Source organism: Agrobacterium sp. rho-13.3, assembly GCF_033957765.2.
In the GTDB taxonomy this organism is placed as follows: Bacteria; Pseudomonadota; Alphaproteobacteria; order Rhizobiales; family Rhizobiaceae; genus Agrobacterium.
Genome location: NZ_CP192774.1, coordinates 1 through 23,043 on the forward strand (window position 1 = coordinate 1; position 23,043 = coordinate 23,043).

Annotated in this window: 24 protein-coding genes; 13 read left to right on the forward strand and 11 right to left on the reverse strand. The window is 56.8% G+C overall.

Annotated features, from left to right (window positions below; translation table 11 throughout):
• From dnaA to RMR16_RS00015, 3 genes are all read left to right on the forward strand, one after another.
• Positions 1-1,467, forward strand: coding sequence for a chromosomal replication initiator protein DnaA (gene dnaA / locus RMR16_RS00005; RefSeq protein WP_320201322.1), 1,467 nt, complete (start codon positions 1-3; stop codon positions 1,465-1,467).
• 105 nt (positions 1,468-1,572) lie between these two features.
• A complete protein-coding gene (locus tag RMR16_RS00010) occupies positions 1,573-2,025 on the forward strand; it encodes a GNAT family N-acetyltransferase (protein WP_320201191.1) in 453 nt (150 codons plus the stop codon).
• 219 nt (positions 2,026-2,244) lie between these two features.
• Positions 2,245-3,969, forward strand: a complete 1,725-nt coding sequence (locus RMR16_RS00015; protein WP_320201192.1) for a methyl-accepting chemotaxis protein — start codon at positions 2,245-2,247, stop codon at positions 3,967-3,969.
• Positions 3,970-4,078: 109 nt separating this feature from the next.
• On the opposite strand, the gene hemW is transcribed toward RMR16_RS00015, so the two are convergent.
• Genes hemW through rph form a run of 3 tightly spaced genes read right to left on the reverse strand, consistent with a single transcriptional unit; the run spans position 4,079 to position 6,659 of the window.
• A complete protein-coding gene (gene hemW / locus RMR16_RS00020) occupies positions 4,079-5,281 on the reverse strand; it encodes a radical SAM family heme chaperone HemW (RefSeq protein ID WP_320201323.1) in 1,203 nt (400 codons plus the stop codon).
• Complete coding sequence (gene rdgB / locus RMR16_RS00025; RefSeq protein ID WP_320201193.1) at positions 5,281-5,925, reverse strand: RdgB/HAM1 family non-canonical purine NTP pyrophosphatase; 645 nt, start codon at positions 5,923-5,925, stop codon at positions 5,281-5,283. Before rdgB ends, hemW begins: the two co-directional genes overlap by 1 nt.
• Before the next feature lie 17 nt (positions 5,926-5,942).
• Positions 5,943-6,659, reverse strand: coding sequence for a ribonuclease PH (gene rph, locus RMR16_RS00030; protein WP_320201194.1), 717 nt, complete (start codon positions 6,657-6,659; stop codon positions 5,943-5,945).
• 172 nt (positions 6,660-6,831) lie between these two features.
• On the opposite strand from rph, the gene hrcA reads away from it, so the two are divergent.
• Together hrcA and grpE are read left to right on the forward strand one after the other, a co-directional pair.
• Positions 6,832-7,923, forward strand: a complete 1,092-nt coding sequence (hrcA, locus tag RMR16_RS00035; protein ID WP_320201195.1) for a heat-inducible transcriptional repressor HrcA — start codon at positions 6,832-6,834, stop codon at positions 7,921-7,923.
• Between the two features lie 113 nt (positions 7,924-8,036).
• Positions 8,037-8,672, forward strand: coding sequence for a nucleotide exchange factor GrpE (gene grpE / locus RMR16_RS00040; protein WP_320201196.1), 636 nt, complete (start codon positions 8,037-8,039; stop codon positions 8,670-8,672).
• Position 8,673: 1 nt separating this feature from the next.
• On the opposite strand, the gene RMR16_RS00045 is transcribed toward grpE, so the two are convergent.
• The 8 genes from RMR16_RS00045 to RMR16_RS00080 all read right to left on the reverse strand — a co-directional run bounded on the left by RMR16_RS00045 (position 8,674) and on the right by RMR16_RS00080 (position 15,108).
• The gene (locus RMR16_RS00045; RefSeq protein WP_432353928.1) at positions 8,674-8,820 is read right to left on the reverse strand and encodes a hypothetical protein; all 147 of its coding nucleotides are present in this window, start codon (positions 8,818-8,820) and stop codon (positions 8,674-8,676) included.
• Positions 8,817-9,932, reverse strand: coding sequence for a dienelactone hydrolase family protein (locus tag RMR16_RS00050; RefSeq protein ID WP_320201197.1), 1,116 nt, complete (start codon positions 9,930-9,932; stop codon positions 8,817-8,819). Before RMR16_RS00050 ends, RMR16_RS00045 begins: the two co-directional genes overlap by 4 nt.
• A 29-nt stretch (positions 9,933-9,961) precedes the next feature.
• The gene (gene ptsN, locus RMR16_RS00055; RefSeq protein WP_320201198.1) at positions 9,962-10,423 is read right to left on the reverse strand and encodes a PTS IIA-like nitrogen regulatory protein PtsN; all 462 of its coding nucleotides are present in this window, start codon (positions 10,421-10,423) and stop codon (positions 9,962-9,964) included.
• A gap of 82 nt (positions 10,424-10,505) precedes the next feature.
• Positions 10,506-11,084, reverse strand: a complete 579-nt coding sequence (gene hpf / locus RMR16_RS00060) for a ribosome hibernation-promoting factor, HPF/YfiA family (protein ID WP_320201199.1) — start codon at positions 11,082-11,084, stop codon at positions 10,506-10,508.
• Between the two features lie 224 nt (positions 11,085-11,308).
• Positions 11,309-12,856, reverse strand: a complete 1,548-nt coding sequence (rpoN, locus tag RMR16_RS00065) for an RNA polymerase factor sigma-54 (protein ID WP_320201200.1) — start codon at positions 12,854-12,856, stop codon at positions 11,309-11,311.
• A 171-nt stretch (positions 12,857-13,027) separates the two neighbouring features.
• Complete coding sequence (lptB, locus tag RMR16_RS00070) at positions 13,028-13,816, reverse strand: LPS export ABC transporter ATP-binding protein (protein ID WP_413786031.1); 789 nt, start codon at positions 13,814-13,816, stop codon at positions 13,028-13,030.
• Between the two features lie 34 nt (positions 13,817-13,850).
• Positions 13,851-14,429: an LptA/OstA family protein gene (locus tag RMR16_RS00075; protein ID WP_413786030.1), complete on the reverse strand. Its 579-nt coding sequence runs from the start codon at positions 14,427-14,429 to the stop codon at positions 13,851-13,853.
• A gap of 13 nt (positions 14,430-14,442) precedes the next feature.
• Positions 14,443-15,108, reverse strand: coding sequence for an LPS export ABC transporter periplasmic protein LptC (locus RMR16_RS00080; protein WP_320201201.1), 666 nt, complete (start codon positions 15,106-15,108; stop codon positions 14,443-14,445).
• A 254-nt stretch (positions 15,109-15,362) separates the two neighbouring features.
• Between RMR16_RS00080 and sppA the strand changes: the two genes are divergently transcribed.
• The 8 genes from sppA (at position 15,363) to RMR16_RS00120 (ending at position 22,994) form a co-directional block, all read left to right on the forward strand.
• Entirely contained in the window at positions 15,363-16,316 is a 954-nt protein-coding gene (gene sppA, locus RMR16_RS00085; protein ID WP_320201202.1) for a signal peptide peptidase SppA, read from the forward strand.
• 26 nt (positions 16,317-16,342) lie between these two features.
• Positions 16,343-16,648 carry an integration host factor subunit beta gene (locus RMR16_RS00090; RefSeq protein WP_432353932.1) on the forward strand — a complete coding sequence of 102 codons (306 nt, stop codon included), beginning with the start codon at positions 16,343-16,345 and terminating at the stop codon, positions 16,646-16,648.
• An 83-nt stretch (positions 16,649-16,731) separates the two neighbouring features.
• The gene (locus tag RMR16_RS00095) at positions 16,732-17,097 is read left to right on the forward strand and encodes a DUF1049 domain-containing protein (protein WP_320201203.1); all 366 of its coding nucleotides are present in this window, start codon (positions 16,732-16,734) and stop codon (positions 17,095-17,097) included.
• 100 nt (positions 17,098-17,197) lie between these two features.
• Entirely contained in the window at positions 17,198-18,346 is a 1,149-nt protein-coding gene (locus tag RMR16_RS00100; protein WP_320201204.1) for a class I SAM-dependent methyltransferase, read from the forward strand.
• Complete coding sequence (locus RMR16_RS00105) at positions 18,343-19,203, forward strand: TrmH family RNA methyltransferase (protein WP_320201205.1); 861 nt, start codon at positions 18,343-18,345, stop codon at positions 19,201-19,203. The genes RMR16_RS00100 and RMR16_RS00105 overlap by 4 nt, the downstream gene beginning before the upstream one ends.
• The gene (gene lspA, locus RMR16_RS00110; RefSeq protein ID WP_320201206.1) at positions 19,203-19,700 is read left to right on the forward strand and encodes a signal peptidase II; all 498 of its coding nucleotides are present in this window, start codon (positions 19,203-19,205) and stop codon (positions 19,698-19,700) included. Before RMR16_RS00105 ends, lspA begins: the two co-directional genes overlap by 1 nt.
• A gap of 56 nt (positions 19,701-19,756) precedes the next feature.
• Positions 19,757-22,015, forward strand: a complete 2,259-nt coding sequence (locus RMR16_RS00115; RefSeq protein ID WP_320201207.1) for a hybrid sensor histidine kinase/response regulator — start codon at positions 19,757-19,759, stop codon at positions 22,013-22,015.
• A 97-nt stretch (positions 22,016-22,112) separates the two neighbouring features.
• Complete coding sequence (locus tag RMR16_RS00120) at positions 22,113-22,994, forward strand: GNAT family N-acetyltransferase (protein ID WP_320201208.1); 882 nt, start codon at positions 22,113-22,115, stop codon at positions 22,992-22,994.
• Positions 22,995-23,043: the final 49 nt, after the last annotated feature.

The following is a 23,043-nucleotide window of genomic DNA, read 5'->3' on the forward strand; positions in this document are numbered from 1 at the left end:
ATGAAATATGACGCGCTATTCGAACGTTTTAGCGCGCGGTTGAAGGCGCAGGTTGGACCGGAAGTTTATGCAAGCTGGTTCGCGCGTCTGAAACTTCACTCCGTATCCAAAAGCGTCGTGCGTTTTACCGTTCCAACGACGTTTCTGAAATCCTGGATCAACAACCGTTACATCGACCTCATCACCACGCTGGTGCAGGCCGAAGATGCGGATGTCTTGAAGGTCGAAATTCTGGTGCGCTCGGCAAGCCGCCCTGTGCAGCCTGCACGGGTCGAAGAACGCGCTTTGCCCGTATCGGACATGAATGGCACGGCGCAGCGCGCCAAGCCGTTCATTCCGCCACAGCCAACAACGGCTGCACAGACCCATGCTGCGGCATCTGCACCCGTGGTGCGCCACTCGGGTTCCGGCCCGCTGTTTGGCTCTCCTTTGGACACACGCTTCACCTTTGATACCTTTGTCGAAGGCGCGTCCAACCGCGTGGCTCTGGCTGCGGCAAAAACGATTGCCGAAGCTGGCGCCGGTGCCGTGCGCTTCAACCCGCTGTTCATTCATGCGGGTGTGGGCCTTGGAAAGACGCATCTTCTTCAGGCCATCGCCAATGCAGCCATTGACAGCCCGCGCAATCCGCGTGTGGTCTATCTGACGGCGGAATATTTCATGTGGCGTTTCGCAACCGCGATCCGTGACAATGATGCGCTGACGCTGAAGGACACGCTGCGCAATATCGACCTTCTGGTCATCGATGACATGCAGTTCCTGCAAGGCAAGATGATCCAGCACGAATTCTGCCATCTGCTGAATATGTTGCTGGACAGCGCCAAGCAGGTTGTCGTGGCCGCAGACCGCGCGCCATGGGAGCTGGAATCGCTTGATCCGCGTGTGCGTTCGCGCCTTCAGGGTGGCATGGCCATCGAAATCGAAGGCCCGGATTACGAAATGCGATATGAGATGCTGACACAGCGTATCGCAACGGCCCGCGTCGAAGATCCCGGTTTCGACATTCCCGAAGACATCGTCTCTCACGTTGCCCGCAGCGTCACCGCCAGCGGTCGTGAACTGGAAGGCGCGTTCAACCAGCTGATTTTCCGCCGCTCTTTCGAACCGAACCTTTCGGTCGAGCGCGTGGACGAATTGCTGGCGCATCTGGTGGGTGCTGGCGAAGCCAAACGCGTTCGCATCGAAGACATTCAGCGTATCGTCGCACGACACTACAATGTCTCGCGTCAGGAGCTGGTCTCCAACCGCCGCACCCGTGTCATCGTCAAGCCGCGTCAGGTCGCCATGTATCTTGCCAAGATGCTGACCCCACGCTCCTTCCCCGAAATCGGTCGCCGCTTCGGCGGACGCGATCACACCACAGTGCTTCACGCCGTGCGCAAGATCGAGGAACTGATCGGTGGAGACACGAAACTCGGTCACGAGGTGGAGTTGCTGAAGCGGTTGATCAACGAAAACAACGCTTAAGATTAAAGCTTAAGATTAAAACGGCCAAGGACACTTGGCCGTTTTACAATTCAGTCTCAACAGATGGTTGAATGCGGGATTGGTTGACGCAAGAAGACGATGGCCATGCCCGAAACAGACATAAGGTTCAGCGCTGCCAGCACGGCAGATGCGGAAGAGCTTGCAGACATCCGGGTTGAAGCCATGCGGCCTAGCCTGGAGGCTGTGGGGCGATTTGATCGCCAGCGCGCGAAAGATCGCTTCCTCAATTCTTTCAATCCCACGGAAACGAGTATCATTCGCAGAGCGGAAGAAACCGTTGGCTTCTTTGTCGTGCGCAAAAAGGTGGATCATCTTTACCTTGATCACCTCTACATTCGTGATCGTCATCAAGGCATGGGTATCGGCCGTATTGTGGTCGATACGCTAAAAAATCAAGCGCGGGACTTGTCGTTGCCGATACGGTTGATGGCATTGAAGGGCAGTCCTGCGAACACCTTTTATCTGTCACTGGGTTTTGAGTTTGTCTCGGCTGACGCCTTCGACACCCTCTACCAATGGTTGCCTGAACCTGCATAGGGCGCGGATTGGTCGACATTTGGGATCGATGAGCGATAAGGCGATATGGATCGAGCTTTTTTCGAGAAGCCGGGATTTTACACCACCGGCATAATTGTTGTGTTTAAATACTAATTAACGGTCTTTATTTACTGTTCCCCCTTGGTACGGTTGCGCCGCCTTTTCCCTCGCTGGCAGAGCGCGTGCGGCTTCGACAGTTTTATCTTTCAGGGGTCCGGAATGTCTCGTTTTCCTCAATTCGGCTTTGATGCGTCGGCCGTGCTTGATGCCCTTGGGCGGTCACAGGCTATCATCGAGTTCGATCTTTCCGGTAACATCCTGACGGCGAATGAAAATTTCTGCAAGGCTGTCGGTTATGGCAAGGCCGAGATCGTCGGTCGTCATCATAGCATCTTCGTTTTGCCGGAAGAGGTTGCCTCGCCCGAATATAAGGCGTTCTGGGCAAGGCTGGCGCGTGGCGAATACGACCGCCGCCAATACCGCAGACTGGCAAAAAATGGCGACGAGATATGGATTGAAGCGTCCTATAATCCGGTCTTCCGTTTCGGCAAGCCCTACAAGGTCGTCAAGATCGCCACCGACATCACGCTTTTGAAGCGCAAGAGCGCTGAGGATGAAGGCAAGCTCGCGGCGTTGTCACGGGCGCAAGCCGTCATCGAATTTACGCCGGATGGCCAGATTGTCAGCGCCAACGAGAACTTTCTCGCCACGCTGGGCTATAGTGCGGACGAGATTATCGGCAAACATCATTCTATGTTCTGCGAGCCTGCCCATGCGCAATCGCCGGAATACAAAAACTTCTGGAAAGAGCTCCGCGCAGGCAGATTTTCGGTTGGACAGTTTATGCGGATCGGCAAGGATAACCGTCGCGTTTTCATCCAGGCCTCCTACAACCCGATCTTTGATGACAAGGGGCGGGTGTTCAAGGTGGTTAAATTCGCCGCAGATGTGACGGAGCGCATGCATGCGGTAGAAGAAATCGGTGCCGCGCTGGAGCGACTGTCGCAGTGCAATATTCGCGTGACGATGGATCAACCCTTCGTCGGTGAGTTCGAACGGCTGCGGCAGGACTTCAACAAGTCTATTGGCGAATTCCAGCGCACTCTTGTCAATGTTCTCGGGCAAACCGGTGATCTCAGCAAGGGCAGCCAAGAGGTGCGCGAAGCCTCCGAGGATCTGGCGCAACGCTCTCTCAAGCAAGCGGCCGCCCTTGATGAGACATCTGCCGCGCTCGGCGAGATTACCAGCACCGTTGTTTCCGCCACCGAGAACACGAAGCAAACGCGCCAGCTTGTGCAGAGCGCCCGTGCCTCCACGGCGACGTCGACCGAGGTTGTGGAGCAGACAATCAACGCCATGCGCCGCATCGAGACCGCATCGGGAGAAATCAGCCAGATCATCGGCGTGATTGATGAAATTGCATTCCAGACCAATCTTCTGGCCTTGAATGCAGGCGTGGAAGCTGCCCGTGCAGGCGAGGCTGGCAAAGGTTTTGCGGTGGTGGCGCAGGAAGTGCGTGAACTGGCACAGCGCTCTGCCAATGCCGCCAAGGAAATCAAGATTCTCATCAACAATTCCGGCACCGAAGTGCTCGAAGGCGTGAGGTTGGTCGGCAGGACCGGCGAAGCGCTGAAGGAGATCAACACGCTGGTGAAGGAAATCGATGACAATGTCGAAAAGATCGCCCATGCCGCCGATGAGCAGGCATCAAGCCTGAGCGATATCAGCCAAGCCGTCAGCCGCTTGGACAAGATGACCAAGGAAAACACGGCCATGAGCGCCCGCACGACCGCGATCAGCAGCACGCTGGCGCATGGTGCTGAGGCGCTTGCGGAACTCGTCAGCCTGTTTAAACTCAACCGCCGTAACGTGCAACGCGAAGACGGTTCGTCGATAAAGTCGGATTATCCGGCCCGTCAAGGTTCAGGTAGCAAGGCCGCATAGGGACGGTAGAAGTCATCATCGCGAATGTTCGTCAGACGGTGGTTCGGCGTCACGGCGATGATAAGGGCAAGGCTCTAAAAGCTGGCGAAGTGTTTCTTTCACCGGCTACTCACGCCAGATCGGCCACGACCGAATCCAATATCAACATGCCGGATGGCGTGCAGCGCAGGCGGGAATTGCCGATGCGCTCGATAAAACCGTGTTGAAGAAGGAAGTCTTCCTTATCCGGGTCAAGATCACGGCCGGAGAGGTCGCTCCAGCGGGCAAGGTCTATGCCTTCGCGCAGGCGCAGGCCCATGAGCAACAACTCGTCGGACTGTTCTTCGACGCCTAAAAGCTCCTGATCGACGATGCCGTGGCCTTCGCGTTCGACGGCGTCCAACCATGTTTCCGGGTGCCGTTCAGTGGCGGTGGCGAGTTTTGCGTTGCCTTTGGTCAGGCGTCCGTGCGCGCCGGGGCCGATACCGGCGTAATCGCCATAACGCCAATAGGTCAGGTTATGGCGGCTTTCCGCGCCGGGGACGGCGTGGTTGGAGACCTCGTAAGCGAGCATCCCGTGGCGCGCGGTGATTTCTTGCGTGGCTTCATAGAGAAGGGCAGATTGATCGCCATCCGGCACGATGAGTTTGCCGGCCTTGTGCAGACCGTAAAAGGCCGTGCCTTCTTCAATCGTCAACTGGTAAAGCGACAGGTGATCGACCGCATAGGAAATGGCTTCCGCGAGCTCTTTTTCCCATTCCTCGACAGTCTGGTTGGGGCGGGCATAGATGAGGTCGAAAGACATGCGCGGAAAAATTTCGCGGGCAAGCCTGATGGCCTTCAGCGCATCGGCCACATCATGCAGGCGTCCAAGAAATTTCAGGTCGCGGTCGTTCAGTGCCTGCACGCCCATGGACACGCGGTTGACACCCGCGGCGCGGTAGCCGCGAAAACGCTCCGCTTCCACGCTGGAAGGGTTGGCTTCCATGGTGATCTCAATACCGTCAGGCACATGCCAGAAACGGGCGATGCCATCCAGAATGGCACCCACAGTCTGCGGATCCATGAGGGAGGGCGTGCCGCCGCCCATGAAGATGCTGGTGACGACTTTAGAGCCACTCAGCTGCCGCATCGTGTCCATTTCCTTCAGGAAAGCGGCAACGAAACGGTCCTGATCCACCGGCTTGTGGCGGACATGGCTGTTGAAATCGCAATAGGGACATTTGGCCGCGCAGAAGGGCCAGTGCACATAAACGCCGAAACCGGGATCACCTGTATCCGGCGCTATTGTGTTATTTGGGGCAGGGGAGAACCTGCTCCCAAGATCGGTCATCATGCGCTGAGACAGGTTTCGACGAATTTCTTGAAGGCGCGGGCGCGGTGGGACAGGGCGTGTTCATCGCCCGGTTTCCAGCCGTGTTTTTCCTCTGCACTCATCTCGCCGAATGTCGTCTCATAACCTTCCGGCTGAAACACAGGGTCATAACCAAAGCCGCTGAGACCACGGGGCGGCCATGCGACCGCACCTTCGACCTCGCCTCGGAAAAACTCCGTGTGGCCATCCGGCCATGCAAGGCACAGAACGCTGACGAAACGGGCAGTGCGGGCTTGGCTCTCGGTTGCGCCGCGCTCTTGAAGCGCGTCTTCAACCTTCTGCATCGCCATGGCGAAGTCGCGGGTGCCATCAGCCGTTTCTGCCCAGTTGGCGGTGTAAACGCCCGGTGCGCCATCCAGCGCATCGATCACCAAACCGCTGTCGTCGGAAAGGGCTGGCAGGCCGGAGGCCTTGGCGGATGCCAGCGCCTTGATTTCCGCGTTTTCTTCAAACGTCGTGCCTGTTTCGTCAGGCTCTGCGAAGTTCAGTTCCGCAGCAGATTTGGCAGAGAAACCGAATGGGCCGATCAGGTCGGCGATTTCGGCAATCTTGCCCTTGTTGTGGCTGGCAACGACGATGGTTCTGGTATCGAGTTTGCGCATGGTTTTCCGGTCCCGGTTCAGGCAATCGCCTGCTTTTGCAGCGCGACAAGCTCGGCGCAGCCGTTTTTGGCAAGGCCGAGCAGGGTCAGGAATTCGTCTTCCGAGAAAGGTGCGCCCTCGGCAGTGCCTTGAATTTCCACGATGCCGCCGGACCCCGTGATGACGAAGTTGGCATCGGTTTCAGCCGAGGAATCTTCAAGATAATCCAGATCGATCACGGGCTGGCTGGCAAAGATGCCGCAAGAGATCGCAGCGATATGGTCTTTGAGAACCTTTTCGACCTTGATCATGTTGCGGCTTTCCATCCACTTCAAGCAATCGTGAAGGGCGATCCACGCGCCGGTGATGGAGGCTGTGCGGGTGCCGCCATCGGCCTGAATGACATCGCAATCGATGCTGATCTGGCGCTCGCCCAGCGCCTGAAGATCGACCACGGCGCGCAGCGAACGACCAATGAGACGCTGGATTTCCTGCGTTCTGCCGCCCTGCTTGCCTGTCGAGGCTTCGCGCTTCATACGCTCATGGGTGGAGCGGGGCAACATGCCGTATTCGGCTGTGACCCAGCCTTTGCCGCTGTTGCGCAGCCATGGCGGCGTTTTTTCTTCAAGGCTGGCGGTGACGAGAACATGCGTATCGCCAAATTTGACCAGACAGGAACCCTCAGCGTGCTTGGAGAAATTGCGCTCGAAGGAAACCTTGCGCATCTGGTCGGTTTTTCTGCCTGAAGGCCGCATGTCTTGTGTCTCCGTTTTAATCTCCGCCTTCTACGGCGGCGTTAACGGTTTTGCAAAGGAAAAGCGGGGCGGAGTACGGCAGAGGCAGAATTTCCGCAGAATATCCATTGTGAGTTCTGGACGGGGGCGACTATATTCATTGTGCTGAATTCCATTAAAAAGAACGGGCGATATGAGCATCTCTCCTCCAATCGGTAAAGAACCGGGTGCACTTCTGGATGATCGCTCCCGCGAGATATTCCGGCGCATCGTGGAAGGTTATCTCGAAAACGGCGAACCGCTCGGCTCGCGCAATCTGTCGCGCGTGTTGCCGATGTCGCTATCGCCCGCGTCCGTTCGCAATGTGATGAGCGATCTGGAAGAGCTTGGCCTGATCTATTCGCCGCATATCAGCGCTGGCCGTCTGCCGACGCAGATTGGTCTGCGGTTCTTCGTGGACGCCTTCATGCAGGTGGGTGATCTGCCGGAAGAGCAGCGCGCCAGCATAGACCGGCAGATTGGCCCGGTCTCTGGCCGCGAGCAGCCGATCGAGGGGTTGCTGACGGAGGCAAGCCGCATGTTGTCCGGCATGTCCCGCGGGGCAGGGCTGGTGTTGACCACCAAAAGCGATGCGGTGCTGAAACATGTGGAGTTCATTCGTCTGGAGCCCACCAAGGGGCTTGCCATTCTGGTGGGCGACCACAATCAGGTCGAAAACCGCATTATCGAACTGCCCGCCGGCATTACCTCTTCGCAACTGACGGAAGCGGCCAATTTCATCAACGCGCATCTGGGCGGTCAGACGCTGCCGGAGTTGCGCAATTCGTTGCTGCGGCAAAAGAACGAGCTTCAGACCGCACTCAGCACACTGGCGCAGGATCTGGTGGAGCGCGGGCTGGCGGTGTGGTCTGGCGACAATGAAGAGGGCAAGATCGGGCGGCTGATCGTGCGCGGGCGCTCCAACCTTCTGGAAGGTCTGGCGGGGGAAGAGGACATCGACCGCGTGCGCCTGCTGTTTGATGATCTGGAGCGCAAGGACAATCTGATCGAGGTTCTCAATCTGGCCGAAACCGGCTCAGGGGTTAGAATCTTCATCGGCTCGGAGAACAAGCTGTTTTCGCTGTCCGGGTCATCGTTGATCGTGGCGCCTTACCGGGATGACGAAAACCGGGTCGTGGGCGCGGTGGGCGTGATCGGTCCGACGCGGCTGAATTACTCGCGTATCGTGCCGATGGTGGACTATACCGCGCAAATCATGGCCCGCCTTTCCAGCAAAAGACGCTGATTGTTAAAAGCTTGGTCGAAAAAGCGGCGGTTTTATCTGCGAGCCTTGATTTTTGCATGGCAAAGTTCGATATCGGGCTCAACCTATGAACATTTGTGAAGCTGGAGAACGTCATGACCGATAACACCAATAAAGCCGGACCTGACGCAGACGTCGTTGACGAGGCGCTTGAAGCCGAAGTTGCGGAAAATGCAGTGCCTGAGCAGGCAGAGCCGGATCCGCTGGACGTGCTGAAGGCCGAGAATGCCGATCTGCGCGACAAGTTCCTGCGCCTTGCTGCCGAAATGGACAATCTGCGCCGTCGCACCGAGCGTGAAGTCAAGGACGCCAAGGCCTATTCCGTTTCAGGTTTCGCCCGCGACATGCTGGCCGTTTCCGACAATCTTCGTCGTGCACTGGAAACCATTCCGGCTGAACTCAAGGCCAACGCCGATGCCGCCATCACCGGCGTGATCGAAGGCGTGGACATGACCGAACGCTCCATGCTGTCGGCGCTGGAACGTCACGGCATCCGCAAGATCGACGCGGAAGGCGAAAAGTTCGACCCGAACTTCCACCAGGCCATGTTTGAAATCCCAAACACCGCCGTGCCGAACAACACGGTTGTTCAGGTGGTGCAGGCTGGCTTTACCATCGGCGACCGCGTTCTGCGCCCTGCCATGGTGGGCGTCGCCAAGGGTGGCCCGAAGGGTGATGTGCCTGCGGGTGCAGAGCCGGGTACGAGCAGCGTGAACGAGAAAGACGCTTGAGTTAAACCGTCATGCTGGACTTGATCCGTCCAGCAGCGCCGCGTCTGCGGCGCGCAAGAGCCTTTTGACCGCGCAGATGCGCGGTCGCTGGACCCCGGATCGGGTTCGCGGTGACGGAGGATTTGGGGTAGGTCAGGCGTCTAATCACCGCCCAAACCGACCATCCAGCCAACCAAAAGCATAATCCTGCTGTTCCGTCTCGAACACATGGCCACAAGGCCAGAATTTGCTTTCGAAGCGGTCTGCTGCATTCCAGGCAGCCCAGACATTTTTCATTTTATCAAAAGCGTCGTTTACGGATGGCACGGGGAAGAGTCTATCTTCCTCACCGGCAAACATCAGCATCGGGTTTGGCGCGCTGAGGCTTGCGACATCTGGGTAATCCAGATGCTGCATCAGTCCCGGATGGGTCATGTGCCAGGCCGAACCGCCCCGTAACTGATTGTTGCCGGGCACCATCAGCCCGCCTGCCGTCCCCATCCAGTTGACGGCAATGGTTGCCTTGATGGTGTCGGTGAGAGCTGCGGCCTGCCATGCGCGGAATGCGCCCATGGAAAAACCGACCGACGCGATGCGCGATGTGTCCACTCGGCGAATGCTGGCGAGAAAACCTGCGGCGCGTGTGTCCTCCAACGCCATCAAGCCCGCCAGCGAAAGGCCCAGATTGGCGACGTTGGCAGCAAGGGCCTGCTGGCCGTCATAAATGAGGGGGCCACGATCGCCCCAGCCCAAAGCATCGGCTGCCAGCACGACATAACCACGTCGCGCCAATTCATCACCGACAAAGCGACCGGAGAAAAACCGCTCGGCCCAGGCTTGGGAGGATTGTGATCTGGCATCGTTCCCCCACGTCTCGATCAGCTTTTCCTTGCCGATATCGAAGGTCGAGCCGTGATCGTGGTAGACCACCGCAGCGGGGAACGGGCCATCACCCTTCGGCACCAGCAAGAGGGCCAGCACGCGGCTGTCGCGTGTGAGATTGAAGGCAATCTTCTTGGCAACATATGTGCCGCGATCGACTTCATCTATGATCTCTGCGTTAAAGTCCGTCTGATCAGGGTTTTGCAGCGTCAGTTCCCAGAGCTTGGCTCGGGCTTTTTTTTTCCATTCGGGAAGATCGGTGACGTGCGCCGACCAGCCCATCGGGAAGGTCAGCCGCTGTTTCAGCGCATCTGCGAACACCGGTAGATTGTCAGCTGTAATCCCACTTGTCTGGTAGCCCGCACCGTTTGCCGAAAGGGTGTCGTTGCAGCCAGCCATGACCAATGCATCCGCCGTCACGTTTCGGATCAGGCGGCGTTGGCCTGTTCCTGATTGAGAAAGGTGTAAATTGCCGTATCGGAATCCGTGGCACGCAATTTGGCCACCAGTTCCGTGTCGCGCAGAACGCGGGCGATGCGTGACAGTGCCTTCAAATGGTCGGCACCAGCACCTTCCGGTGCCAGCAACAGAAAGACGAGATCGACCGGCTGGTCATCCAGTGCTTCAAAATCCACGGCATTGTCCAGCCGTGCGAACACGCCGACAATCGAATTGATGCTGGCGAGCTTTCCATGTGGAATGGCGATGCCATGGCCGACACCTGTGGAGCCAAGCCGCTCACGCTGCAAGATGACGTCGAAAACTTCCCGTTCCGGCACTCCGGTGATCCGGGCTGCCTTTGCCGCCAGTTCCTGCAAGAGTTGCTTTTTGGAATTGACCTTGAGGGCGGGAATAATCGCATCTTGTTGCAGCAAATCTGCCAACGCCATTCTGTATATCCTTAATGCCATCCAGACAAACCGGGAGTGCAGCCGCGTTAGGGGCCGCACTCCCGGTGTCTTGTCAGACTATTCAGCTCTTTATCGTCGCCGCGTCGATCCAGCCGATGTTTCCATCGTTGCGACGGTAGACGATATTCAGTTCCTTACCCGGGCTGCGGAACAGCAACACCGGCTCGTCTGTCATGTCCAGCGCCATAACCGCGCTTGCAACCGTCATTGTTTTGACCTGCTTTGAGGTTTCCGCAACGATTGTTGGCGCGAAATCTTCCGGCACTTCATCATCTTCATCTGGCACGGCATCCATGACCGTGTAGGCATATTCTTCCAGAGTGCCATTGGACGAAGACGCGTTGTGATGATGGTCCTTCAGTTTTCTCTTGTATCTGCGAAGCCGTTTTTCAATTCTCAAGGCTGCCGCATCGAAACTCACCTGTGGATCGTTCGCCTCGCCAGCAGCATGCAACACAACCCCGGTATCGAGGTGGATTTTGCAATCGCTAGAGAAACGCGAACCGGATTTCTCCACAGTCACTTGACCAGAATACCCCCCATCAAAGTATTTGGTAATCGCCAGGCTAATGTTGTCCTCGATCCGCTGACGGAACGATTCGCCGATATCCATATGTTTACCAGATACACGCACACTCATGGAATTTTTCCTTCTTCAGTGATTTGCGCATACCAGCTTACGTCAACCTAAGCGCTCCTCCAAGCCTTTCGAGTCTCTTTCGAACTCATTCCAGCTTTGCGCCCCGGCACGGTGAACACTTTATCGTTGGTCTAGGCCCTGCCTTCTGTGCGGCGAGCTTCTAGCCTTGGTGGCATGAAGAGTCAATTAAGATTATTAACAACTTGAAATGTATGAATTTTTGGTTACGCCATCGCAACTTTTGCCATGGCTTTTTTCTCCCGACGCCTCTGGACGGACGAGGGAATATTCATGGCTTCACGATATTTTGCGACCGTTCGCCGCGCCAGATCGACGCCATTTTTTTTCAGATTTTCAACGATATCGTCATCCGACAGCACCGCATTCGAAGCTTCCTGCGCAATCATGATCTTGATGCGGTGGCGCACGGCTTCCGCAGAATGATTGTCGCCGCCCTCGACGGCGCCAATCGAGACGCTGAAGAAATATTTCAGCTCGAAAAGACCGCGTGGCGTGAGCATGTATTTGCGTGAGGTTACACGGCTGACGGTGGATTCATGCATCTTGATGGCGTCTGCCACCTGCCTGAGATTGAGCGGACGCAGGTGATCCACGCCATGCATCAGGAAGGCATCCTGCTGGCGCACAATCTCGCTGGCGACCTTCATGATGGTCTTGGCACGCTGATCCAGGCTGCGGGTCAGCCAACTGGCGGTCTGCATACATTCCGACAGAAAATCTCCATCCTCACCTTCACGCACCTTCACCTTGGAGACCTGCGCAAAATAAGTCTGGTTGACCAGAACGCGCGGCAAGGTTTCGGGGTTCAGTTCAATCAGCCAGCTTCCGTCGCTCGCTGGTCGCACGATGATGTCAGGCACGATGGTTTCTGAAATGCCGGTTTCAAACCCCGCACCGGGGCGGGGATTGAGGGAGCGGATTTCCGACAGCATATCGAGAAGATCTTCCTCACCCACGCCGCAGAGTTTTTTGAGAGAGGCAAAATCACGCTTGGCCAGCACTTCCAGATTGGAGACAAATGCCTTCATCGCGGGATCAAGGCGATCTTTCTGGGCAAGCTGGATGGACAGGCATTCGCTGAGCGATCGGGCGAAAATGCCGGGCGGGTCGAGACTTTGCAATGTGTGGAGAACGCGTTCCACGTCACGCTCGGCTTTGCCCAGCCGGCTCGATATTTCAGGCACGGCATCGGTCGCAATATAGCCGGTCTCATCCAGATGATCGAGCAGCGCATCCGCAATCAGACGGTCCTGCGGCGAAGAGATGGTGAAGGGAAGCTGCTGGCCGATATGGTCGCGAAGGCTGGGTTTGCTGGCAACGAAGTCGTCGAGGTCATAGGCTTCCGTGGAATTTGCGCCCGGCATGGACTTCCACTGCCCGACGAGTTCCGGGGCGTCGGCTTTCTGCTGCGCGACATCATCTTGAAAGACGTTTTCGAAACTCGTGTCGAGCTGTTCGTTCAGGCTGCTGGCGCGGTCGCCATACCATTCCTCTGGTTCTGCGGAGGGTTCTGAAAACGGTTCTTGCGGTTCGCCCGGGCCATCGAAACTGTCATCATTGGCGGCAGACGTGCTGCCTAAATCGCTGTCATTCGCCACAATTTCAAGCAGCGGGTTCTTTTCGACTTCCTGCGCGATGAATTGCGTCAGCTCAATATGCGTCATCTGAAGCAGCTGTATGGACTGCATCAATTGAGGGGTCATGACCAGAGACTGGCTTTGACGCAGCAGAAGACTGGCGGATAAGGCCATGGTGGACGCAATACTCCCCTGAACCCCTGTTTTTTTAAGAATTACAGGGGCAAAGTCTCAACTGGCCCAAAAATTGCTTTTTATTTTTGTTTGGTCAAGCTCAACGAGGGGCTGGGCGGAAGAATCTTTGCTGTACGCGCTAGCCAAGCGTCGTTTTTTCTAACCAGCCACTTAGAGGCTAAAATTATTGCCTAGATACAGGCGTCGAACATCCGCATTGTTCACAATCTCGGAAGCCCTGCCATGGGTCAAGACTTCGCCCGCATGAATGATATAGGCGCGGTCGATGAGGCCCAAGGTCTCACGCACATTATGGTCGGTGATCAAAACGCCGATGCCGCGTGCGGTGAGGTGGCGAACGAGATTCTGGATATCGCTGACGGAAATCGGATCAACGCCCGCAAAAGGCTCGTCCAGCAACATGAAGGTCGGGTCTGTCGCCAAGGCGCGGGCAATTTCCAAACGGCGGCGCTCACCACCTGACAAGGCAACGGCGGGAGACTTGCGCAGTTGCGAGATGTGAAACTCTTCCAGAAGCTCATCAAGCTTGCGGTTGCGCTTCGTTTCGTCCTTCTCATGCACTTCCAGAACAGCACGAATATTATCTTCGACCGTCAATCCACGGAAAATCGAGGCTTCCTGCGGAAGATAACCGACGCCAAGACGCGAGCGGCGATACATCGGCATACCGGTGACGTCATTGCCGTTGATGGCGATCTTGCCGCTATCAACCGGAACGAGACCGGTGATCATGTAAAAACAGGTGGTTTTGCCAGCACCGTTCGGGCCCAGGAGGCCAACGGCTTCGCCACGGCGAACGACCAGCGACACGCCGTTGACAACACGGCGCGTGTTGTAGGTCTTCGTCAAGCCGTGGGCGATCAACGTGCCTTCGTAACGCGCCTTGTCACCAAGGGCGCTATCGGTTTCCGCTGGGCGCGGCTGATCTTTGCCGAACAACTTTGAAATGGAAGGTATCTTCACGGGGTACGGACTACTGCTTTTTCTGTGTTTTCGGGTCGAGCATGATGCGCACTGGCCCGCCACAGCTTTCCAGCTTCGCTTCGCCTGTGGTCATGAAGACTGTCAGTTTGCAGCCGGTGAAGACATTCGTTTCCTGCGACAGCACAACCTGCTTGCCGGACAGAATGAAGGTCTGCGCCGCCATGTCGAACTCACCCTTGTCGGCGGTCGCCTTCTGGGTGCCGGATGTCAGGTAGACGGAGTTGTCGACAAAAATCTTGTCGATATCCGCGCCACCGCTGGTGATCGACGAATTTGCGGCCGCGCCATCGCCCTTGCTCTTATAAAGAACGGTCATCTTGCCGGCCTGCAAGGTTGTCGTTCCCTGAACGACTTTCACATTGCCGGTGAAATAAGCCTTGTGCTCCTGATCGCGCACCTCGAGCTGATCGCTTTCGATCGCGATAGGCTGATCATTGGAAAGCTTGAGGCCTTCCATGCTGCTTGTCGCGTTTTGCGCGGCCACGGGACCGGCAAGACAGCCAAGCGTCATGGCAGCGGCGAAATAAGCGGCGTTGGTGCAACGGACGTGGCGCAAAATCTGCATCATCTGGGTCGGGCTCTCACTTGCCTGCGTTCTGAATGGTCGATGCAGCTATACGAGCTCGTACCTGCCCCGAAAATGTAATCGTTCTGCCATTATCTGCAATACGTAAACTTTCTGCAACAATCGAACCGTCATTTGTCGTGATGGTGACAGTCTCTTGGCTGTCCATCGTTCCGGCTTTCAGGTCGACATTCGCAGATTTGAACTTAGCTTGTATGCCATTGCTAAGATTGATGTCAAAGGGCGCGGTCATTTGCAACTTGTTTGTGGCGCGATCAAAAAGACCTTCCTGCGCAACAACCTGAGCCACGATATCATTCATCGGCACTGCCGCCAGCACTTTTTCCAGTGTCATCAGGTTGGGGCTGGTAATATCCTGCAAGGCGCGCTCGGCATTCATGGAGTAGTCGAAGCCCTTATTGTTGCGTCCGGCAAGGGCAGGTTTTTCCATGACGATCTTGCCGTCTTCCACCGTTGCGCTTTTGAGAGACACCTCATCGGGAACCCATGTGCGGGCAAGAGACACGGCAATGAAGGCAAACGAAATGATGGCTGCGCCAAGAGGCAGGATGATCTTCAACCGTCTGACCCGCGCAGAATGGCGCAACGCCAATTCATAGGCACGTATGTGCCCATCGGCGAAAGGAAAACCGGGCGCTGGCTGGGTTAGTCGTTCAAGCATCTTTTACGGGTCCGAGGTCAATATCGGCGCGGCATGGGGCACTTGGGAGGCACACGGGCGACGTCATCCATCATTACGGTTGTCTTTGGCACGAGGGCCTTGCTCTGCCAATATGGTTTTTATCTGAAATAGCGCAAGGGTTACGATATTTTTATCAAAACAATGCTTTCCCGTTTGTTTCCTTGCAAGAGGTCGGTACAAGGCTCATATGGCGAGGCTTGAAAGCTCTAGCTAATCTTATCAAGGGTGAGACAATGGACCAGATGGCAATCGCAGATCGCAGACAGTTGCGGCGCAAGCTGACATTCTGGCGCGTGGCTGCCGTTGTTCTTCTGGTCGCGGCGTGTTTTGCGATTTACCGTTTCGCTTTCTCCGAGCCTCAACAAAGTATGCGCCCGCACATTGCACGTGTGGACATCAGCGGTCTTATTCAGGACGATACCGAGCTTCTGGAGCGTCTGCAAAAAATTGCCGATAGCGATAATGCCAAGGGGCTGATCGTTTCCATCTCTTCACCCGGCGGCACGACATACGGCGGCGAGCGCATTTTCAAGGCCATTCGCGCCGTTGCCGAAAAGAAGCCGGTTGTGTCTGACGTCCGTACCCTGGCGGCGTCCGCTGGTTATATGATTGCCACCGCAGGCGACACGATCATCGCAGGCGATACCTCGATCACCGGATCGATTGGCGTTATCTTCCAATATCCGCAGGTTGGACCGCTGCTGGACAAGCTTGGCGTTTCCTTGCAGGAAATCAAATCCTCACCGCTGAAGGCTGAGCCTTCGCCCTTCCACGAACCGCCGGAAGAAGCGAAAACCGTGATCCGCAACATGGTGATGGACAGCTACAACTGGTTTGTCGATCTGGTGGCAGATCGTCGCAAGCTACCGCGTGAAGACGTTTTGAAACTGGCCGACGGGTCTATTTTTACCGGACGTCAGGCCGTTGCCGTCAAGCTGGTCGACACGCTTGGTGGCGAAAAAGAAATTCGGGCCTATTTCGACACGCGCAAGGTGGCCAAGGATTTGCCGATCGTGGAATGGACGGCACCATCCAAACGCTCGCCGTTTTCGCTCTTTAGCGTTGCGGGTGTTGCCAAACTGCTCGGTTATGATGAATTTCTACCCTTTTCTGCCGCCCGCCAGCTCGGTGCCGACAAGTTGTTTCTTGACGGTCTTGTTTCCGTTTGGCAGGTTGGTGAGCGTTAAAAGTCCAATTCTTTCAGGGGGCAACCGTGATTAAGTCTGAACTGGTGCAGATCGTTGCTGCGCACAACCCGCACCTCTACCACCGTGACGTGGAAAATATCGTCAATGCGGTGCTGGACGAGATCACGGATGCTTTGGCCGCAGGCAATCGCGTCGAGCTACGCGGCTTTGGGGCATTCTCGGTGAAAAACCGTCCATCACGTTCCGGACGGAACCCGCGCACGGGTGAGTCTGTTTTTGTCGAAGAAAAATGGGTTCCTTTCTTCAAGACCGGCAAAGAGCTGCGTGAGCGGCTTAACCCCGGCATGGGCGATGTGGAAGACGAAGACTGAGTTCCTTGAACTTGGTGTTCGGCTTCTTAGATGGACGTCCATGCAGGTTTGTCTGAAGGCCCCTAAAGACGGAGTATTGTTGGATGTCAAAAAAGATCGTCAACCTCGTGGTTCTCGTGCCGCTGGCCATCATTCTGGTGGTGTTGTGCGTAGCGAACCGTCAGGCCGTTACGTTGGCGCTCAACCCTTTCCGGCCAGATGACAGCGTTTTGTCGTTTTCCGCACCGTTCTTCGTGTTCATTCTTTTGTCGGTTATTTTCGGCATCGGGCTGGGTTCGCTTGTCACCTGGTTTTCGCAGGGCAAACACCGCAAGCGCGCTCGTGTCGAAGCCAAGGAAGCCATTCGCTGGCACAATGAAGCAGACCGGCACAAGGCTGCTGCCAGTGCGGTTGCCATCGGCGCACCTGCGGATGCGCGCATTGCTGCGAAGTCACTAAACCAGAATTGATAGGCGTTATCGCCACACCCTTTGATAATATCGCGCCGTGATGTTATTCGCTGTCGCATGAGATACGGTCAGACTTGGCCAAGAGCTGGAAAGATTCCCGTTGAAGAAAAATGATAACCGCCCGGGCGGAAAAACACGCGCGGGGCAGGATAACCGGCAAAAAGGTCCAGCCAAGCCGACACGGCAGAAGGATAGCGCACCGCGCGGTCGCTCTGCCGACTATGTGCGCCCTGCCGCCACTGCCAGCGTGAAGGCCCCCGTAAAAGAAAAAGTGCAGGTCGCGCCGCCAACGACCGACCAGGCCCCACCACGCCCGTTGAAGGAGCGCACCGGCGCTCTGCCGGGTGAGCAGGTTCCTGTCATTCTGGAATCAATGGGTGCCGGTGATTTCCATCTGATCGACATGGGCAACGGGTTGAAGCTGGAACAATACGGCCAATACCGCATCGTGCGCCCGGAAGCGCAGGCGCTGTGGCGTCCGGCGCTGCCGCAGCGCGTGTGGGACAATGCCGACGCCATCTTCACCGGCGATACGGATGAAGACGGCATGGGCCGCTGGCGCTTTTCGAAAGAAGCGACCGGCGAAACATGGCCGCTGTCTCTTCTCGGCGTTAATTTTCTGGGCCGGTTCACCGCCTTTCGCCATGTCGGTGTTTTCCCGGAACAGATCGTTCATTGGGAATGGCTGAAAAACACCATCGAGGCTGCTGATCGCCCGCTGAAGGTGCTCAATCTGTTCGGTTATACCGGTGTTGCCTCGCTGGTGGCGGCGGCTGCCGGTGCGGAAGTGACGCATGTGGACGCCTCCAAGAAAGCCATTGGCTGGGCGCGGGAAAATCAGGCGCTGGCCGGGTTGGAAAACGCGCCGATCCGCTGGATTTGCGAAGATGCAATGAAGTTTATCCAGCGCGAAGAACGGCGCGGCAACACGTATGACATCATTCTCACTGATCCGCCGCACTTTGGCCGTGGCACCCATGGCGAGATCTGGCAACTGTTCGAACATTTGCCGCTGATGCTGGATATCTGCCGTGATATTCTGTCGCCGAAAGCCGTCGGCCTCGTCCTCACAGCCTATTCGATCCGCGCCAGCTTCTATTCCATGCACGAGTTGATGCGGGAAACCATGCGCGGCGCGGGCGGCGAGGTCACCTCCGGCGAACTCGTTATTCGGGAAGCCGGGCTTGATGGCAAAACGCCGGGCCGTGTGCTTTCCACCTCACTCTTCAGCCGCTGGATGCCGAAATGACCGATGATCGCCGTGAAAACAGACCGGGGCGGGTAGGGCAGGTCAAAGAGGTCACGAGCCTCGCCAACCCCATTATCAAAGACATCAAGAACCTGACCCAGAAAAAGGGCCGGGAAGAGACCGGCACCTTCATGGCCGAAGGCCTGAAGCTGGTGATCGATGCGTTGGAACTGGGCTGGACCATCCGCACGCTGGTGTATGCCAAAAACGTCAAGGGCAAGCCTTTGGTCGAGCAGGTGGCGGCGAAGACCGTTGCCTCCGGCGGATTGGTGCTGGAAGTCACCGAAAAAGTGCTTTCCTCCATCACGCGGCGCGACAATCCGCAGATGGTGGTGGGCATTTTCGACCAGAAATGGACGCCGCTGAAGGATATCGAGCCGCAGGATGGCCAGACCTATATCGCGCTCGACCGCGTGCGTGATCCGGGCAATCTCGGCACGATTATTCGCACGGCAGACGCTGCTGGCGCGTCCGGCGTTATTCTGGTGGGCGATTGCACCGATCCGTTTTCGCTGGAAACCGTGCGCGCCACGATGGGCTCTGTGTTTGCGATACCTGTCGCACACGCCACCGTCGACGAGTTTCTGAGCTGGAAGAAATCCGCCGGTGTCAGCGTTGTTGCCACGCATCTGGCCGGTTCGGTGGATTATCGCACCATCGATTACAAAAAGAAGCCGACCGTGATCTTGATGGGCAACGAACAGGCCGGCCTGCCGTCTGAACTGGCGTCCAAGGCTGACCAGCTGGCCCGTATTCCACAACAGGGACGGGCCGACTCGCTTAATCTGGCGATTGCAACAGCGGTCATGCTGTTTGAATCCCGCCGTCATCTTCTCGAACTTGCACCGGTAAAATGATGGCAAAAGCCGCCCTGTTCTCAAAGCCTGTTCCAGCCGTGGCGTTTATCGCCTTTGCGCTGATTGCCGACCAGATCATCAAGCTGTTGGTGGAAGCCTATCTTCCCTTGCAGAAATTGGTGCCGGTCATCCCGTTCTGGGCGCTTTATCGCACCTATAATCTGGGCGTCGCCTTCTCCATGCTGTCTGGCATGGAAGGCTGGTTCATCGTCACCATGCGCCTGGTCATCGTGGCTTTCGTGATCTGGTTGTGGCGCAAGACAGATAAAGACCGCACCTTCGCGCATCTGGGTTTCGCGCTGATTATCGCGGGCGCGGCGGGCAATATTTTCGACCGTTTTCTCTATGGCCATGTGATCGACTATATTCTGTTCCACACGGATACCTGGTCCTTTGCGGTGTTCAATCTGGCGGATTCGTTCATTACGATTGGTGCCGGTTGCGTCATTCTGGACGAGATTCTGCACGCAAGGACATCGAAAGCCGAGAAAAGCTAAAAGTTTAGCGTTCACGCCAAGCCAATCAACACCGCTGCCGTGGTAGCGGTGTAGGCATGAGCGAACTGGCGAAACTGAAAGACCGGCTTTCCGATGCGTTCGGCCCCACCGAGGCGGATGGGGTTTCTCCTGTCGCGCCCGCCATCGAGGCCTCGCAGGTCAGCGGTCAAAAACCGTCAGTCTCGCGTTTTTATCTCGATCTTCTGCGCGCTATCACGCTGTTTACGGCAGGCTGTGGCTTTGCGTTTGCCAGTGCGGTTTATCTGGGTGGCAATGTCGCGCTCTACATGGCGGCGTTGTCGGTTTCCATTTGTGTGTCCTGCGCCTTCTACATGATGCTGCGGGCAGCAGCGTTGCGTCAGGCATCGGTGCGCGATGTGAAAGTCGTGGAAGCAAGGCAGATGCAGAACGCCGCACTGGTGGCGGAAATGCATGAAGCCATGGGCGATATCGTCGTGACCCGCGACATGAACCGCCGCATTGTGCACGCCAATGGCATCTTTAGCGAAATGACCGGCTGCGGCGAGCCGCACGGCAAGACATGCGAGGAAATCGGCATCGCCTTCCGCCCCGGCGGCAAGGTGCATTGTTACGATGTCGAGATCGCCACGCCTTACGGCCAGCGGATTTTCACATGGCATGATGTGATTACGCATGATGGAACCAGCAGCCGTCTGGTCATCAGCAGCATCGCTCGTGATGTGACGGACGAACGCGCCGCTCTCGTGACCCGTGAAGATGCAAGGCAAAGAGCCGAAAATGCCAACGCGGCCAAGGGTCGTCTGCTGGCCACCGTCAGTCACGAAATCCGCCTGCCGCTTTCCGGCATTCTGGGCATGAACCATCTTCTGTCGCAAACACGGCTGAACCACGAGCAGCGCAATTATCTGGATGGTATGCGCCAGTCCGGTCAGGCGCTCGTGCAGTTGGTCGAGGATTTGCTGGATTTTTCCACCATGGAAGCGGGCCGTTTCCGGCTCAATCCAAGGGCAGAAAACCTTCGGCAGTTGATCGAAAGCGTTGTAGAAATGCTGGCGCACCGCGCCCATGAAAAAGGCATCGAAATCGCCTCTATCGTGATGCCCGATGTGCCGGATTATCTGGATTTTGACCCGGCGCGGCTGCGGCAGGTGCTATTCAACCTCATTGGCAACGCGGTCAAATTTACGGCCAAAGGCGGTGTAGTGGTTCGAGCTTCGATGATAGACAACGCACTGTCCATCGCCGTGGAAGACACCGGCCCTGGCATGAGCAAGGTGGAACAGGCGCGGGTTTTTGGTGAGTTCGAACAGGCAGGCTCCACCGCCCAGCGCAGTGCAGGAACCGGCCTTGGCCTTGCCATTTCTGCCCGTATCATTCGCGAATTCGGTGGTTCGCTGACTGTATCCAGCAAAAAAGGCAGGGGCAGCACTTTCATGCTCTCCTTCAAACCGGTGGAAAACGGCGCACAGATGCAGTCATCCAGCCGTCACGGCGCGTTGGACCAATCCCGCGTTTTGCTGCTCGTGCCGAAAGGCATCGTCGCAAACGCAACGGCGCAGTCGATCCGCGCCTTGGGCGGCATGTGTTTCGAGGCTGCCACGGCTGCCGATGTGGATGGGTTGCGGATGCGGGATCCCGAAAGTCTGACGATGATCACCGACATCATCGTCGATCACCGTGTGGCGCCGGAATTCCGCAAAATGCTCCAGAACTGGCCATCCGTTCCCGGTCGTGCCGTGCGGCACATCTTGCTCGTCAACCCGGAAGAACGCGCCTCGCAGCCGCAGGACGAGTTTGATGCGTGGTTGATCCGGCCTTTGCGGGAAAAGTCGCTGACGGACGTTCTGTGCGGTCGCTTGCGTGGCGTGGAACGGCGCGATGCGATCAATGACAATCATCCCGGTTTCGGCTTTTCCGACCTGCTGGATGAAAAGACGCACGAACTTGATATTCTGGTGGCCGAGGATGATCCGGTCAATGCGCGCATCATCCGCGCCGTGCTGGAAAAATCTGGCTGCAAGGTGCGGCTTGTGGCGGATTTCAAGGCTCTTTCCGACGTGCTCTCTGGCACGGAAAGCCTGCCCGATCTGGTGATCTCCGATATCAACATGCCCGGTGGCGATGGGCTGAACATTCTGCCACGCCTCTGCGCCATGTTGCGCGCCAAAAAACCGGTCCCACTGATCGTGCTGAGCGGGGATACGGCACCGGATACGCGCTCTCATTTGCTGGATGCAGGCGTTGCGACGGTTCTGGCAAAACCGGTTGAGCCGAAACGGTTGATCGAAGAAGTCCTTCGACTGTTTCCGCAAAAACGCATCGGCCGAATTTAGCTTTGCGGACTGTCATATGGGCCGGGATCTGTCACTGTTCTGTCGTCAATAAGTGATTTATGACAGCAAGAACCAGTTGGTTGCGGGGCGATTCTGCATGGTCACGGAAATTCTAGAATATGACATTGGCGAACGTAATGTCGCCAGCAATGTGCTTCCCATTACTGCGAAGCGCAACGACGATGTTTTGGGTCGCATCGGCAAATTGGAAACGCGCCTCGCCAGAAACGAGCGCGAGGTGGACGCTGCACAGCATGTCCGCTTCCGCGTTTTCGTGGAGGAAATGGGCGCGCGTCTTCCGGCAGACACGATGCGCCGCAACCGCGATATCGACGCTTTCGATGCGGTCTGTGACCATCTGCTGGTGCTGGACACCTCCATCGAAGGCGACCCGGAAGATCAGATCGTCGGCACCTACCGCCTGCTGCGGCAGGAAACGGCCTTTGCCCATAATGGTTTTTATTCGGCCAGCGAATTTGATATTGCCGGGCTGATCGAACGTCATCCGGGCAAGCGTTTTATGGAGCTGGGCCGCTCTTGCGTGCTGCCGGAATATCGCACCAAAAGAACCGTCGAGCTGCTGTGGCAGGGCAATTGGGCCTATGCTGTGCGGCACCGCATGGATGCGATGATCGGTTGCGCGTCCTTCCCCGGTGTGCAGCCGGAAGCTCACGCGCTGGCGCTGTCCTTCCTGCATCACAGCTGTGGTGCCAAGGGTGACTGGTTTGCCGCCGCAAGGCCAGAGCTTTACCATGAAATGGATATGATGCCGATGGAGGCGATCAATCCACGCCGGGCGCTGTTTGCCATGCCACCGCTGATCAAGGGTTACATGCGCATCGGTGCCGTGTTCGGCTCTGGCGCTGTGGTGGATCATGCGTTCAACACCACGGATGTGCTGGTCATTCTGCCGGTGTCATCCATCGCGGGGCGCTACATCAATTATTATGGCAGTGAGGCTCAACGCTTCAACGGCTGAAGCATGTCCCGCAAAAGTGTGAGGCGGTTTTGCGATAACGACATGCGCA